The sequence below is a fragment of the Streptomyces lincolnensis genome, from assembly GCF_001685355.1.
Lineage (GTDB): Bacteria > Actinomycetota > Actinomycetes > Streptomycetales > Streptomycetaceae > Streptomyces > Streptomyces lincolnensis.
The window spans coordinates 9,995,230-10,009,423 of the sequence record NZ_CP016438.1 but is presented as its reverse complement, the minus strand read 5'-3'; the positions used below and the strand labels follow the sequence as shown (position 1 = coordinate 10,009,423).

At 68.1% G+C, this 14,194-nt stretch carries 11 protein-coding genes and 2 pseudogenes; 3 read left to right on the top strand and 10 right to left on the bottom strand.

All coding sequences use genetic code 11. The features are described 5' to 3' along the window. From SLINC_RS44115 to SLINC_RS44105, 3 genes are all read right to left on the bottom strand, one after another. Positions 1-828: a carbohydrate ABC transporter permease gene (locus tag SLINC_RS44115; protein WP_067444147.1), complete on the bottom strand. Its 828-nt coding sequence runs from the start codon at positions 826-828 to the stop codon at positions 1-3. Continuing rightward, positions 828-1,628: a carbohydrate ABC transporter permease gene (locus SLINC_RS44110; RefSeq protein WP_237282091.1), complete on the bottom strand. Its 801-nt coding sequence runs from the start codon at positions 1,626-1,628 to the stop codon at positions 828-830. Before SLINC_RS44110 ends, SLINC_RS44115 begins: the two co-directional genes overlap by 1 nt. Before the next feature lie 184 nt (positions 1,629-1,812). Continuing rightward, positions 1,813-3,084, bottom strand: coding sequence for an ABC transporter substrate-binding protein (locus SLINC_RS44105; protein WP_067444145.1), 1,272 nt, complete (start codon positions 3,082-3,084; stop codon positions 1,813-1,815). Positions 3,085-3,246: 162 nt separating this feature from the next. On the opposite strand from SLINC_RS44105, the gene SLINC_RS44100 reads away from it, so the two are divergent. Next, the gene (locus SLINC_RS44100; RefSeq protein WP_079165019.1) at positions 3,247-4,017 is read left to right on the top strand and encodes a FadR/GntR family transcriptional regulator; all 771 of its coding nucleotides are present in this window, start codon (positions 3,247-3,249) and stop codon (positions 4,015-4,017) included. A gap of 19 nt (positions 4,018-4,036) precedes the next feature. Here the strand turns inward: SLINC_RS44100 and SLINC_RS44095 are convergent. Further along, a pseudogene (locus tag SLINC_RS44095) lies at positions 4,037-4,336 on the bottom strand (transposase family protein); the annotation flags it as partial. A 108-nt stretch (positions 4,337-4,444) separates the two neighbouring features. Here SLINC_RS44095 and SLINC_RS44090 point away from each other — a divergent pair. Continuing rightward, positions 4,445-5,119, top strand: a complete 675-nt coding sequence (locus SLINC_RS44090) for a lytic polysaccharide monooxygenase auxiliary activity family 9 protein (protein WP_472573247.1) — start codon at positions 4,445-4,447, stop codon at positions 5,117-5,119. 269 nt (positions 5,120-5,388) lie between these two features. Continuing rightward, positions 5,389-5,658 (top strand): annotated as a pseudogene (locus tag SLINC_RS46855) (transposase); the annotation flags it as partial. Positions 5,659-5,709: 51 nt separating this feature from the next. Here the strand turns inward: SLINC_RS46855 and SLINC_RS44085 are convergent. The 6 genes from SLINC_RS44085 to SLINC_RS44060 form a co-directional block, all read right to left on the bottom strand. Then, the gene (locus tag SLINC_RS44085) at positions 5,710-8,010 is read right to left on the bottom strand and encodes an RICIN domain-containing protein (RefSeq protein WP_079165017.1); all 2,301 of its coding nucleotides are present in this window, start codon (positions 8,008-8,010) and stop codon (positions 5,710-5,712) included. Positions 8,011-8,140: 130 nt separating this feature from the next. Further along, on the bottom strand, positions 8,141-9,031 hold the full coding sequence (locus tag SLINC_RS44080; RefSeq protein ID WP_067444135.1) for a sugar phosphate isomerase/epimerase family protein: 891 nt from the start codon (positions 9,029-9,031) through the stop codon (positions 8,141-8,143). 4 nt (positions 9,032-9,035) lie between these two features. Beyond that, entirely contained in the window at positions 9,036-10,208 is a 1,173-nt protein-coding gene (locus SLINC_RS44075) for a substrate-binding domain-containing protein (protein ID WP_067444133.1), read from the bottom strand. Positions 10,209-10,230: 22 nt separating this feature from the next. Continuing rightward, on the bottom strand, positions 10,231-11,202 hold the full coding sequence (locus SLINC_RS44070; RefSeq protein WP_067444131.1) for an ABC transporter permease: 972 nt from the start codon (positions 11,200-11,202) through the stop codon (positions 10,231-10,233). A 1-nt stretch (position 11,203) separates the two neighbouring features. Beyond that, on the bottom strand, positions 11,204-12,175 hold the full coding sequence (locus SLINC_RS44065) for an ABC transporter permease (RefSeq protein ID WP_067444129.1): 972 nt from the start codon (positions 12,173-12,175) through the stop codon (positions 11,204-11,206). Then, complete coding sequence (locus SLINC_RS44060; protein ID WP_067444127.1) at positions 12,172-13,683, bottom strand: sugar ABC transporter ATP-binding protein; 1,512 nt, start codon at positions 13,681-13,683, stop codon at positions 12,172-12,174. Before SLINC_RS44060 ends, SLINC_RS44065 begins: the two co-directional genes overlap by 4 nt. Positions 13,684-14,194: the final 511 nt, after the last annotated feature.

Here is a 14,194-nt window from a genome sequence, read left to right as displayed (position 1 = left end):
TCAGCCCTTCGTCGCGCCGGCCGTCACGCCGTCGGCGATCTGGCGCTGCAGGAACAGGTAGGTCACCAACACGGGTAGCCCGGCGATCAGGACACCGGCTGCGAAGGTGGGGATGTCGGCGGAGTACTGGCCGCGCAGTGAGGTGATGCCCACCATCAGGGTGCGATGGTCGGCCGACGGCATCATCAGCAGCGAGATGAGCACGTCGTTCCAGCAGAACAGCGCGTCGAGGATGCCCACCGACAGCAGTGCCGGTGCGCCCATCGGCAGCATGATGCGCCGGTAGACGCCGTACAGGGTGTTTCCGTCGATCCGTGCGGCGTCGACGAGCTCGGTGGGTACCGCTCGGTAGTAGCTCGTCATCAGGAAGACGGTGAACGGCAGGAACTGCGCGACGTAGGCCAGGATCAGCCCCGGATAGGTGTCGATGAGACCGCCGTCGGCCATGATCCTGGCCAGCGGCACCATGATCACCTGGAACGGGATGAACAGCGCCGCGAGGCAGACCAGATACAGCGCGGACGAGCCACGGAACCGCACCTGGGCCAGCGCGAACCCGGCCATGGACCCGATGAGCAATAACAAGGCTACGGCGCAGGCCACCACGATCACGGAGTTGAGGAAGTACCGCCCCATGCCGACGCTGTTCCACGCGGTGCTGAGGTTGTCCCACCGGAGAGCGCTCGCCAGGGAGAAACGGTCGAGGACGTACTCCCGGCGGGTCTTCATCGCGACGTTGGCGGTGAACAGCAGCGGGTAGATCGTCGCCAGGGCGAGGATCACCATCGGCACGGCGATCAGCCATCTGATCGGCCCCAGGCGGGACATCAGTCCTCCCTCCCCGCCCGGCGCAGCAGGCCGACCTGCAGCAGGCCCACGACCAGCATGATGAGGAAGAGGACGGTGGACGCGGCAGACGCGAGCGCCGGGCGGCTCATCTGCCCCTGTTGGACCCAGATGTAGTACTCCGGCAGGTAGGTGGACCCTTCCGGGCCACCACTGGTCATGACGTAGAGCAGCCCGAACATCGAGGTCAGCATCCCGATCATCGTGGTGACGACGACGAACTGGATGGTGCGTGACAGACCCGGGATGATGACGTGCCAGATCATCCGCGCGAGCGAGGCGCCGTCGACCCGGGCGGCGTCCAGAAGCGCGGGGTCCAGGGTCGCGAACCCAGCCAGGAACACCACCAGCGCCATTCCTGACGTCGCCCATATGTGCACGCCGACAACGGCGAACATGGCTACGTCGGGATCGCCGAGCCAGTCGACCGGGCCGACCCCTGAGCCGCCGAGCACGTCGTTCAGCGGACCGTCGAAGGCCAGGAGCAGGTTGAAGATCGCGCCGACGATCACCGGTGAGAGCACGGCTGGGAAGAAGTAGACGCTCCGGAAGAACCTGTGTCCTGGCACCCGCAGGTAGATGAAGGTGGCAAGCAGCCCCGGGATCGCGACCGCGACCGGCAACAGCAGCACCAGCAGTCCGACATTGCGCAGCGCGGTGCGGAACAGCGGGTCGTCGATGAGGTCCGCGTAGTTGTCGAGCCCCACCGTGGCACCGTTGCCTTCGCCGTCACCGGTGAAGGAGAAGTTGACACCCAACCCCAGTGGCCAGAGCCGGAGCAGCACGATGATCAGGACAGCGGGAGCGACCAGGACGTAGGGGGCGAGGCGTTCGGCGCGCCGGCCACTGCGGACTCGCGGAGATCTCGACGCGGGGCCGCGGCCACCTACCGCCTCGCCTGGTCGCGCCCCGCCGGTCCCCCCTGCTTGAGCAGCGCGGGCCGACGAACCGTCGGGTGACATGGCCTCAGCCCGCTTGGTCGGACGCTGCCAGCTGCTTGACCGCCGCGTCGACCGTGACCGATCCGCTCAGCAGTTGCTGCGACAACCGCCCCATCAGGTCTACGGTCTTGGACGACAGGGCCACGTGCAGGGCGGGCTTGCCGCGGTCGATCCCGGACACGATGGTGGCGACGGCCGGGCCACCGCTCGAGACGTCCACGGTGCGGTCGGCCACGATGGCGCCCGCGTCAGCGTAGAACGGCTTCAGTGCGTCGGTCGAGGTCAGGGAGCGCACCAGGTCGGCGGCGACCTTGGGGTCCTTGGTCGACTTCGCGACGGCGTAGCCGATGCCGCCGTCGTAGGGAAGGCTCGGCGTGGCGCCGGCGGTGACGACCGGCGGCTCCATGACGCCGACATCGCCGGCGTCGAGGAATTCGGCGAAGTCCTTCCAGTGCCCGATGTCCGACATCAACCCGATGATGTGGGCGGCCTTGTTGGACTGGAACACCGCGAACGCGTCGTTGAACATCGCCGTCGAGTTCGCCCCGTCGTTGTTCAGGCCTTTGTCGTTGGTCTCTTTCCAGAGCGAGAAGACCCGCTTGACCGCCGGCGAAGACCAGTCTCGTTTGCCGGCGATCCAGTCGTCGTACTCCGTGGGCGACAGAACGCCCGAGCCGAGCCCTGACAGGAAGAACTGGATACCGATGCCTTCCTTGTTGCCCTGCGCGAAGCACCTGGCACCGGTCGCCTTGGTGATGGTCCGGCAGTTGGCGACGAACTCGTCCCAGCTGGTGGCCGGCTGCTCCGGGTCCAGCCCTGCCTTCCGGTAGAGCGACTTGTTGTAGTAGATCGGGTGACCTTGCAACGTCACCGGAGCGGCGTAGGTCTTGCCGTCCTTGGTGAACGCCTCCCACCCGGCCAGCCGCTTCTTGTCATCACGGACGTACTCGTCCAACGGCAGAAGGGAGTCCGCGCGGTCACGGATCTGCCCGCCGCCGTTGAAGAGCATGACGTCGGGCCCCTTGCCGGCTTGGATGGCGGCCCCGAGCAGGGTGTAGTACTGCTCGAACGGCTGCGCGGCGAACTCGACCGTCACGCCGGGATGTTGCTGGGCGAAGTCGGCCTTGGCCTTCTTGACGTATGCGGACGCTGCGGCGTCGCCGGACTTCCAGTCCCAGACGACGAGCTTGTCCTTCGAACCACCGGACGCGGAATCCGGGTCGGAGGCGCTTCCGCAGCCGGCTAAGACAACGAGCCCGGCAACCAGGGTCGCCGACCACAGTGTTCGCTGCTTCATTGCTGCCCCACTCTCCTGATGGTGGCCGGCTGTCCGGCAGTTGAGGCTGAGGAGGAACGCAACTCGTATGACGTATGTAACCCGTATGACGTATGACGTCAACAGGGATGCCGTACAGTAGGCGAACATCCTTGGTACGGCACGGGTCCCGGGGGGGGTGTCATGACGGCAGTACCGCAGTCATCCGCAGAGGCCTCCGAGGCCCCCGCCTGGAGTCGGCGCCCGGCGAACCTTGCCGCCGCGGTCACGGCTGAGCTGGTGGAGCGGATCGTCCGTGGAGTGCATCCGTCCGGTTCGCCGCTCCCCCCCGAGCCCGTGCTCTGCGAGACTTTCGCGGTCAGCCGCACCGTGGTCCGCGAGGCGGTGAAGATACTTCAGGAGAAGGGGCTGGTGCAGGTCCGCCAGGGCGTCGGCACGATGGTTACCCCGCCGGCGATGTGGAACATGCTTGACGAGCTGGTCCTCGGCGCGACCATCGCCGAAGACGAGAGCCTGGCCATCCTCGATCACCTCGTCGCGACCCGCCGTGCGCTGGAGTCCGATATGGCCAACGTCGCTGCCCGCCTGGCGAACGCCGAGGTGATCGACCAGCTACGCAGCCTGGTGGAGCGGATGGATGAGCTCGTCGACGACCCCGCTTCGTACCACGAAGAGGACCGGGCCTTCCACGACACCGTCATGCAGGCGTCGGGGAACCGCATCGGCCGTGCCGTGGTCCGTTCGCTGGAGCGCCAGGTCATCAACTCTGCCCGTTACATGGGCCGAACCGGCCGCGCCTTCTGCGTCGCGTCCAACCACGGCCATCGGCGCATCTACGAGCGGATCGCCGCGCACGACCCCAAGGGCGCGGCCGAGGCCATGTTCACCCACATCACCGAGGCGTGGGTGGTACGCCGCAGCGGGCCGGGCGAGCCGACCCGGCTGCGGCGTTAGGGCCTGCGTGACGTCGTGATCAACCGGTTGCCTTCAGCAGGTCGTTGATCCAGATCATCGAGGCGCGGAGGTGAAGGCAGGCGAAATAGCCTTCGGGCTTCTTGTCGAAGCGTGTGGCGATGCCGCGCCAGTCCTTCAGCCGGTTGATGTTCCGTTCCTTGTAGAGATCGGCGTTGTGACCTGTGGGCCGGGTCCGGGGACGGCCGACAGGCGGACGGACCCGCACCTTCTGCAGCACGGGGACGAATTGCGGGCTGTCAGCGGCCCGTCCCGCGCTCAGGACGAACGACAACGGACGGGACTTGCGGTCCGCGGTGAGACCCCACCCCTGTAATCAACTCCGCTCGCTTCATTGACATCTCACTCAGAAGACCTAACTCTGGGAGCGCTCCCATGACAGCCTTGTAACTGGAAGGAGTCCCCCCACATGCGCAAACAGAGTCCGTTAGCCGGGCGTTCGCGGTCATACCTTCGCCGGCCTGTCCAAGCGCTCGTCATGCTGTTCGCCGTGGTTGTCGGCGCACTCACCTGGTCGACCCCGGCCCAGGCTCACGGCACCGTCGTCGGCCCCGCCACCCGCGCGTACCAGTGCTGGAAGACGTGGGGCAGCAACCACACCAACCCGGCCATGCAGACCCAAGACCCCATGTGTTGGCAGGCCTTCCAGGCCAACCCCGACACCATGTGGAACTGGATGAGCGCGCTCCGCGACGGCCTCGGTGGCCAGTTCCAGGCGCGGACCCCCGACGGGACGCTCTGCAGCAACAACCTTTCGAGGAACGCCAGCCTGAACAAGCCCGGGCAGTGGAAGACCACCACCGTCGGCAACAACTTCTCGGTCCACCTGTACGACCAGGCGTCCCACGGTGCCGACTACTTCAAGGTCTACGTGAGCAAGCAGGGCTTCAACCCCACGACCCAGACCCTGGGCTGGAGCAACCTCGACTTCATCACGCAGACCGGCCGCTTCGCCCCGGCGAAGGACATCACGTTCCCCATCCAGACCTCCGGCTACACCGGACACCACATCCTGTTCGTGATCTGGCAGGCCTCGCACCTCGACCAGGCCTACATGTGGTGCAGTGACGTGAACTTCGGCTGAGCCGGGGAGCGCCGCACACGGGATCGGCCTCTGCCGGGCGCCCGTACCACCGCCCGGCCGACCGAGCTCCGTCGGGCCAGGGGACCCATTTGGTCACCCTGCCCCGACGGGGCTTCCTGCGCTCCCAGGGTCTGTGTGATGTCGTGATCCATCTTGTGGTTCCGGATCCGTCTGGGAGGCGGATCCGGTAGGAAGACTTTCGTGACAGGCGAGTACTCCGTCTGGAGGAAGCGCTCCTCGGAAGGTCTCGCGGCGGACTGACCAGCAAGATGCACCTTGTTGCCGACGGCAAGCGCCGACCGCTGTCGTTCGTTCTGACCGCCGGCAAGGCCGCGGACAGCCCTCACTTCATCCCCGTGCTGAAGAAGATCCGCGTCCGTCTGCCGCTCGGCCGGCCCCGCGCCCGGCCGGGCGCGGTCGCCGCAGACGAGGCGTACTCGTCCCGCGCCAACCGCGCCCACCTGCGACGACGTCGCATCAAGGCGGTCATCCCGGAGAAGAAGGACCAGGCCGCCAACCGCAAGAACCGAAGGGCGGCCGGGGCGGTCGTCCGACGTCACAGGGCAATACAGCCAGGGCGTGCAGATCTGCTATCGCGAGTCCCACTGCTGGTTGGTGCCGCCGTGGCAGGACCAGAGGGTGATCCTGGTGCCGTTGGCGGTGCCGGCGGCGTTGGCGTCGAGGCACAGTCCGGACTGGACGCCGGTGATGGTGCCGTTGGGGTTGACGTTCCACTGTTGGTTGTTCTGGCCGTTGCAGTCCCAGATGACGACCGGGGTGCCGTTGGTGGTGCCGCGTCCGCTGGCGTCGAGGCACTTGTTGCCGGGGACGGTCAGTTGTTTGCCGGTGGTGTAGGTCCAGGTCTGGCCGGCTGCGCCGGTGCAGTCCTGGAGTTGGGTCTGGGTGCCGTTGGTGGTGCCGGCGCCGGGGACGGTCAGGCAGCGGCCGGACTGCGCGCCCACGATCTGCTGACCCGTGGGCGGCGGGGTGGTGCCCTGCGGTCCGGCGGACGCCATCACGTCCTGGGCACCGGAAGGCCAGTTGCCATTGGTGACCGTGACATTGCCGGAGACCACGTTGCCGCGGTCCCCGTTGGTCACGTTCGTGCTGCCGTTGGTCGACCAGTTGTTGGTGACGGTCCAGTTCCCCATGTTCTCGCCACCCCAGTAGTTGGCCGTCGCCCACGTACCGGTGTTCGAGAAGACATTGTTGGTGACCGTGTAGTACTTCGAGCCCTCGTCGAAGTACGTCCCGAAGTATCCGTTGGTCCGCAGGCAGTGGTTCCGGCTGATCTGCGCGCTCGGGTTCCATCCGAGCGTGTAGATGCAGCCACCGTCGTTCATCTGCTGCATGACATCGTGGATGTAGTTGCCGATGAGCCGGTTGTTGGACGCGGTGGTCGGCGTCGTGTAGCGCGGCTGGTAGTTGTACAGGCCGCGGTTGGCGTAGTGGCTGCTGCCGCCCGCGTCGTTGGCGCCCCAGCCGTACCCGATCGACATGCCGGAGTACGGCATGTTGTAGACCTCGTTCTGGGCGACGAGGCTGTTGGTGACGTACGTGGTCAGGACGGAGACGATGCCCCGGTAGTCCGCTCCGAGGTCGTGGATGCGGTTGTTGCTGATCGTGATGTCCCTGTTGACCATGCGCTGGTCGCCGGGGTGGTGGGCGTCGGCGCGCACACCGCCCACGAGGATGCCACCGGCTGAGCTCCGGGCGATCTCCGACCGGGTCACCGTGATGTCGCTGGCGCCCAGGCCGACGCCGCTGGCGTGCGCGCCCGCGTCGTTGCCGATACCGATGGCCGTCTGGCCCAGGTTGACGAACCGGGAGTCGCTGAAGGTGATGGTGTTGGCGGCGGAGATCTGCACGGCGGACGGCATCTGCAGCCAGTGTGGCCGGGCGGCCTCGAACTGCGTGCAGCCGTTGTGGCAGGAGTCGAAGCCCGGCCAGTTCCAGTTGCCCGCGATGTACGCGCCGGTCTGCTGGTCCACGTAACCCTGGTTGCTGCTCGGGCCCAGCCAGCTCGTACCGGTGAAGGTGATCCCGCTGAACGTGATGTGGTGCGCCGGCTCGCTGTACGTGCCCCCGAGGTTCACCAGCGACTGCAGCGTCGGCAGTTCCACACTGACGTTGCTCATGTTCTGCCCGGCCTGGGGGACGTAGTACAAGGATCCGGCCGTGGGGTTGAGGTACCACTCGCCGGGCGAGTCAAGGAACTCGTACGCGTTGGTCAGGTAGAACGGACCGGCCCGGTGCGGCCGCATGAGGGTGTCGTAGCCGAAGTTGTTGTTGTTCCACGCCGGCTGCTGCATCGTGATGAAGTTCCCACTGATGCTCTGCACCGGCGAGTACCGGTCGGTGAAGGAGTTGACGCTCTCCACCTCGACCCGACTCTGGTTGGCCAGGTTGTTCAGATAGCTCAGCGCACCATTCGAGAACCTCATTCCGGCGCTGGAGGCCGTGAAATCGGACCTGTTCACCTGCGTGCGGGCCCGGGTGGCGACGGCGCCGTCGACATAGAGCTGCCGGGCATCGAGACCGGCGGGCACGTTGGCCCGCCAGATGTTTTTGCCCGCGTCGGCCACCGACCAGCCGGTGACCGCCCGGGCACCGGTGATCACCGGACGCGCCGACGGGGCGGCCTGCCACACGACCCTGTGACCGCCTGAGCCGGAGTCCTCCGCCGTCAGCCGCAAGGGCCGGTCAAGCCGGTACACACCGTCGGCCAACTGCACCACGATGTCGTCCGACATGGCGTCGTTGAGCGATCGCACCGCCGTCTGCGCGGCTGTCAGTGAGCACGGCTGCGCGCTGGAACAGTCGGTGCCGGTGCCGGACGGCGAGACGTGCACAGTGAGGGGAGCCGCGGATGCGGGCGCCGGGAACGCCATCACGGCGGTCGCGGCTAAACCGACTGTGGCGGCTCCGGCCAGAAGTCGCCTTCGTATCCAACTGAGAGTTGTGAACACGCTTTCTCCTTATGGCGGTTCCCGGGCGGAAGGGGCTGACGGCGCGACCGGGCTACTCGGCGTGCGGGGATGAGGACGGAGCGTTCTCCAGTCCGCGGAGGACGGTTCGGAGGTAGGACAGCCCGTCACGGGCGAGGGCGTCCTGCGAGGGGGCAAGCGGCCGCCAGATCGAGGCCGCGGTGGCGATGGCCTCGTTCTGCGCGGTGAACGACTCGATGCACACCGCGCCGCCGTAGCCGGTCGTGGCCAGGCCGGCGAGGAAGCGTGGCCAGTCGAAGTGGTCGGCGCCCGGGGCGCCGCGGTCGGTGCCGCTGGCCTGGACGTGCTTGATGTGCGGGCCGGCCGTGACGAGCGCCTCGTAGGGGTCGGCCTCCTCGATGTTCATGTGGTAGGTGTCGATCATGAGTCCGACGTTCGCGGGCAGGCCGTCGATCATCTCCACCGCCTGCTCGACCGTGTTGACGACGCTCGTCTCATAGCGGTTGAGGGCCTCCACGCCGATGCTCACGCCCCGCTCCCCCGCGTAGTCGGCCACTGGCCGCAGGGCGCGGCGGACGGCCGCGTAGCAGGCCTCGCGCTCAGGCGGTGACATGCGCCAGGTCCGCCCCACCGCGGCGTAGACCGGGCCGCCGACGCAGGGCGCGCCGACGGCCGCCGCACTGTCCACACACGTTTTCAGGTACGCCACGGTGGAGGCGACGACCTCCGGCGGGGCGTTCACGAGGTCACGTCCGGGCGAGGTCACCGCACAGACGCCGACCGCGCGCAGGCCGTACGCCGCCAGCAGGTCCCGGGTGCGGGCCGGGTCCCAGTCGCCGGGTTGCTCGATCGGCAGCTCGACCGCGTCGAAACCGAACGCGGCGATCCGCGGCACCAGCTCGGCCATGGCCTCGTCGTCGACCGGCGAGGCCCAGACCCACGGGTTGACACCGATGGTGTACACCGGACTACTTCCAGCGCCGCGGGTAGCCGGGCAGGTCGGTGCAGCCGCACATCGCGTAGTGCAGCGGCGGCATGGCGGAGTCGACGTACTCGTCCAGATTGTCCTGGGTGATGGTCGGCTGTGGCAGCTTCCACGGGTTCGGCACCTGCTCGCCGTCGAGGATCTTCAGCGCGGCGATGATCGGAGTGCGCCACTGGTAGGTCGGGTAGGTCGGGGCGATCGCCGTGAGCTTCTTGTCCTTCCACAGCTTCAGGAAGTCGAGCTGGTCCTCGCCGTTGATCGGCGGCACGGGCTTGCCTGCGTCTTCGAACGCCTCGACCGCCGCGCCCGCGACCGCCCCGGCGTCCATCCAGACGCCGTCGATCGTGCCGTACCGCTGGATGTAGTCGTTGACGATCTTCTTGGTCTTGGCCGGGTCGCCGTCGGTGAACTCCACGCCGACGACGTCGACGCCCGCCTTGTCGAAGGCGACCTTCGCCGCGGACCAACGGGTCTCCAGCACGTCGACGCCGGGCAGGATCCGCAGTGCGAGCACCTTGCCACCCCGCTTCATCTTCTGGGTGACGAACTCCGCCGCGACGTGGCCGAATCCGTAGCCGCCGATCGGGTTGATGAACGTCACCGGGCAGCTCGTGTCGACACCGCGGTCGAAGACGATGACCGGCAGGCCCTTCCGGCAGGCGGCCTCCACCGCCGGGGTGAGCGTCGCGGTGGTGTTCGGCGAGACGATGAGCGCGTGGCAGCCCTTGCCGAGCAGGTCGTTGATGTCGGCGATCTGCTTCTGGTCCTTGCCTTCGGCATCGACGTGGACGAACTCGGAGATCCGGCCGCGGTGCGTGTCGACCTCGGCCTGCATGGTCTTGAAACCGACCTGGCGCCAGGGGTTGTTCAGCCCCGCGTTGGAGAAGCAGATCTTGTACGGTCCTGGCTTCGCGAACTTCGCGGTCTCCACCATCGCCGGGTTGAGCGCCTGCTCCCAGGGCTTGCCGGCCGGCCCGGTGGGCGCGGCGTCCAGGAGCGCGAGTTGCTTGTCGTAGTCGGCCCGCACGAAGAACTTCGACTGCTTCCCGGTGCCCGGCCCGGTGCCCGCGGAGGGCGAATCCGATGCGCCGGTGGTGGGCTCGTCGGTGGCGCAGCCGACCAGCACCAGTAAGGTGCTCACGGCCAGCACCGTCATGGAATGCCTCACTGAATCCCCTTTATCTGGACGGGAAACGGAAGGACGCCGCCGCCACGGCGAACAGGATGATCGCGCCCTGGACGGTCGGTTTGAGGGCGCCGGAGAGTCCGTAGAAGTTCATGAGCGTGAAGAGCGTCTCCAGGGTCAGCGCGCCCAGCATCGCGCCGACGACCGAACCGCGGCCCCCGCCCAGAGCGACACCGCCGAGGACCGCCGCGGTGATCGCGCCGAACTCGAGGCCGGCACCGGCCTGGAACGACACTCCGCTGTACCCGCCGATGAGGATCGCCGCGAGCGTGGCGGCAACTCCGCTGAGGACGAACGCCATGGTCTTGGCGCGCCACACGCGCACGCCGCTCAGCTCGGCGGTCCGCGGGTTGCCGCCGACGGCGACCAGGGTGCGGCCGAAGTCCGAACGCGTCAGCACCAGCGCCAGAACGGCCGCCGCCAGCAGGATGACCAGGGCGTACGGTATCCGTCCCAGCGCGGGCACGTCCTCGAACCCCGACCGGCCGAGCCGGCGGAACTCCTCGGAGAGACTGCCCTTCGGGGCACCGTTGGACCACAGGTACACGGCACCGACGAGGATCAGGAACATGCCGAGGGTCGTGATGAACGACGGCACCCGCAGCCGCGTGGTGACGAGGCCGTTGACGAGGCCGACGGCGATGCCGAACGCGAGCAGGAGCACGACCACAGGCCAGCCGGCCGACGGATCGCCGTCGATCAGCCGGGCTGCGATGACCACCTGCGCGGTGACCAGAGAGCCGACGGACAGGTCCAACTCGCCGGAGACGATCACGAAGTACTGGCCGGCGGCGAGCAGGATGATCGGCGCGGAGCGGCCGAGGAACGACATCAGCGACGGCGGCGAGAGGAAGTCCGGTTGGCGGGCGGTCAGCAGAACCAGCAACACCGCCAGGATCGCGATGATCGGTGCGAGACTGCCGGGGCGGAACTCAAGGAGCCGCAGTGGGCGGGCGATCCGCATGCTATGACGCCTTTCGCATCGCCCGGCGGGCGTAGACGGCGACCGCCGCGATGATGATCACGCCACGGATCACCTGCTTGAAGAACACGTCGACCTCGAGCTGGTTGAAGATGGCGTCGATGCTCGCGAGCAGCAGCACTCCGCCGACCGTGCCGACAACGCCGCCGCGCCCGCCGGCCAGGGCGGTGCCGCCGAGCACCACCGCGGCGATCGACTCCAGGTCGTACAGTCCCTCGGTGCCCACTCTCGGTGCGCCGGCGCCGAGCCGACTGGCGAGGTAGACCCCGGCGAGGCCGGCGCAGAGGGCGCACAGCACATGGGCGGTGACGAGGACCCGGTTGTTGCGCACGCCGGAGAGCCGGGCGACCTCCGGGTCACCGCCCACGGCGATCAGGTGGTGGCCGAAGCGGGTACGCGCCAGCACCAACCAGGCCGCGGCTGCGACGGCGAGCAGCAGCAGGAACGACAGCGGCACCGGGCCGATGCGCTGATACCCCAGGCCCTGCACCAGGGCGGGTGCGGCCTTGCCGGCCGGGCCGTCGTATCCGTTGTCGAGGTATCCCTTCAGCAGCAGTCCGACGCCGACGGTCGCGATGAAGGGGTTGATCCGCGCCGTGGTGACGAGCAGTCCGTTGACGAGGCCGATCGCGCTGCTGACGGCGAGCGTCAGGCCGATCCCCGGCAGCAGCGCACCGTCGTCACCGGCCATGGTCTCGGCGGCGACGAGGGTGCTCAGGCTGACCACGTACGCCACGGACAGATCCAGCGAGCCCCCGACGATGACCAGCGTCTGGCCGACCGCGACGAGGCCCAGGCCGGCGGCGACGTGCAGCAGACTCACCGTCGTCTGCAGGCTGAACAGCCGGCCGCCGTCGACCGTGACAATGAGCCAACCGATCGCCAGGGTGAGAACCAGGGCGACGAACACGCCGGGCGGGGTCCGCCGGGCCGACAGGGACAGCGCGCCGCTCATCCGGCCGCGTCCCGCACGGTGCCGACCGCCAGGGCGACGACATCCTCCTCTGTCGCGCCGGCGGGTAGCTCGCCGGCGATCAGGCCGTCGCGCATGACGATGATCCGGTCGCTCATGCCGAGCAGCTCGGGCAGCTCGGACGAGACCATCAGCACGGCGGCGCCGTCGCGGGCCAGCCGACGGACGAGATCGTGGATCGCCGACTTGGCGCCCACGTCGATACCCCGGGTCGGCTCGTCGAAGAGCAGGATCCTCGGGGCGAGCGCGAGCCACCTGGCCAGCACGACCTTCTGCTGGTTGCCCCCGGACAGGAAACGGATCTCCTGGTCCTCCCCTGCGGCGCGCAGCTCAACGGCCGCGAGCAGTTCCCGGACCCGCGCGGTCCGGGAACCGCGGCCGACCCAGGTCGGGCGGACGGCGCGGCCGGCCAACAGCGCATTGTCGAGCACCGACTGCTCGGCGACGATCCCCTCGCCCTTGCGGTCCTCGGAGACGTAGGCGATACCGGCCCGCATCGCGGCGCGGGGCGAGCGCAGCCGGACCGGCGCTCCGTCGACGGTCACCTGGCCGGTGCTGAACGGTGCGGCGCCGAACAGTGCGCGGGCCAACGCCGACCGGCCGGAGCCCTGCAGGCCACCGACGCCGAGCACCTCGCCGGCGCGCAGCCGTAGGTCGATGGCGCGCAGCTTCCGGTTGCCTCCGCCCCGGACGGTCAGCCGCACCGGGCCCAGCTCCTGGGGCTTCGCCCGGTCGGGGTAGTAGCTCGACAGCTCGCGGCCGACCATGTGGCGCACCAGCTGATCGGCGCTGGTGTCCGCGGTGTCCAAGGTGGCCATCGCCCGGCCGTCCTTGAGCACGGTGATCCGACTGGACAGGTCGAAGACCTCCTTGAGGCGGTGCGAGACGTACAGCACGCCTATCCCGTGCTCCTGCAGCCGCCGTACGAGCGCGTAGAGCTGGTCGACTTCGTGGTCGGCGAGAGCCGCGGTGGGCTCGTCCATGATGAGCAGCCGCGCGTCGAGGGCGAGCGCCTTGACGATCTCGACCACCTGTTGTTGCGCCACACCGAGTCGTCCCACCCGCGTGTCGGGCGGTAACGAGCCCTCCCCGATCGAGGCGAGGAGCCCCGCGGTATGGCTGAGCATCTCCCTACGGTCGACGAGCCCGCGGCGCAGGGGCTCGCGGCCCAGACAGACGTTCTCCGCGACGGTGCGCTCGGGCAGCAGGGTCAGCTCCTGGTAGACGATGCCGATACCAGCCTGTTGGGCCTCGCGCGGGCTGCGGAACGTCCGCGGTGTCCCGGCGAACTCAACCGTTCCCTCGTCGGGCTGGTGGACGCCGGACACCACCTTCATGAGCGTGGACTTGCCGGCGCCGTTCTCGCCGACGACCGCGTGCACCTCGCCCGGCCGGACCTGGAGGTCGACGCCGTCGAGCACCCGCACGCCGAGGAACGACTTGCCGATGCCTCGCAGAGCGAGCAGCGGCGACGGCAGCAGGCCAGACATCGTGGGACCCTCTCCATTCGCATCGTCAGCAGGATTGAGTCATCTAAAGCTGAATCGTTTGGGTACGGCCGGAATGGAATGACAGCTCCCGCCCGCGAACTTTCACCGGACGTGATGGCGACATCGCGGCCCCGAGGGTAAATGCCTCGATGAGCGCCTGGCAATACCACCGGACATCGTGGACCGGCGATCAGTCGACAGTGATTTATACGCCGAAATCTGTTATCGAATCGGCCCGTCCACAGTCGCGCGCCGACCCACGACGGCTGATGCGCAAAATGTGTTATGGAATCGGCCCGTTCACAGTCGCGCGCCGACCCACGACGATTGATGCGCAAAATGTGTTATGGAATCGGCCGCACCCGAACCATATTGACTGTTGCGATACGCCGCTGCATGCTGACCGGCAGACCACGGGAGACGGTCGCATCCGGTGTGACGCCCCCTCTCTTCCGTAGGGACTTGACTGCCCGTCACGGCGGACGGGATGACGAGCTGACGGCACACGCGT

Excerpts from the sequence above, each read along its gene's own strand:
- SLINC_RS44065 (WP_067444129.1), bottom strand. The coding sequence starts at position 12,175 with ATGAGCGGCGCGCTGTCCCTGTCGGCCCGGCGGACCCCGCCCGGCGTG.
- SLINC_RS44085 (WP_079165017.1), bottom strand. The coding sequence starts at position 8,010 with ATGGCGTTCCCGGCGCCCGCATCCGCGGCTCCCCTCACTGTGCACGTC.
- SLINC_RS44105 (WP_067444145.1), bottom strand. The coding sequence starts at position 3,084 with ATGAAGCAGCGAACACTGTGGTCGGCGACCCTGGTTGCCGGGCTCGTT.
- SLINC_RS44115 (WP_067444147.1), bottom strand. The coding sequence starts at position 828 with ATGTCCCGCCTGGGGCCGATCAGATGGCTGATCGCCGTGCCGATGGTG.
- SLINC_RS44100 (WP_079165019.1), top strand. The coding sequence starts at position 3,247 with ATGACGGCAGTACCGCAGTCATCCGCAGAGGCCTCCGAGGCCCCCGCC.
- SLINC_RS44060 (WP_067444127.1), bottom strand. The coding sequence starts at position 13,683 with ATGTCTGGCCTGCTGCCGTCGCCGCTGCTCGCTCTGCGAGGCATCGGC.
- SLINC_RS44075 (WP_067444133.1), bottom strand. The coding sequence starts at position 10,208 with ATGACGGTGCTGGCCGTGAGCACCTTACTGGTGCTGGTCGGCTGCGCC.
- SLINC_RS44070 (WP_067444131.1), bottom strand. The coding sequence starts at position 11,202 with ATGCGGATCGCCCGCCCACTGCGGCTCCTTGAGTTCCGCCCCGGCAGT.
- SLINC_RS44090 (WP_472573247.1), top strand. The coding sequence starts at position 4,445 with ATGCGCAAACAGAGTCCGTTAGCCGGGCGTTCGCGGTCATACCTTCGC.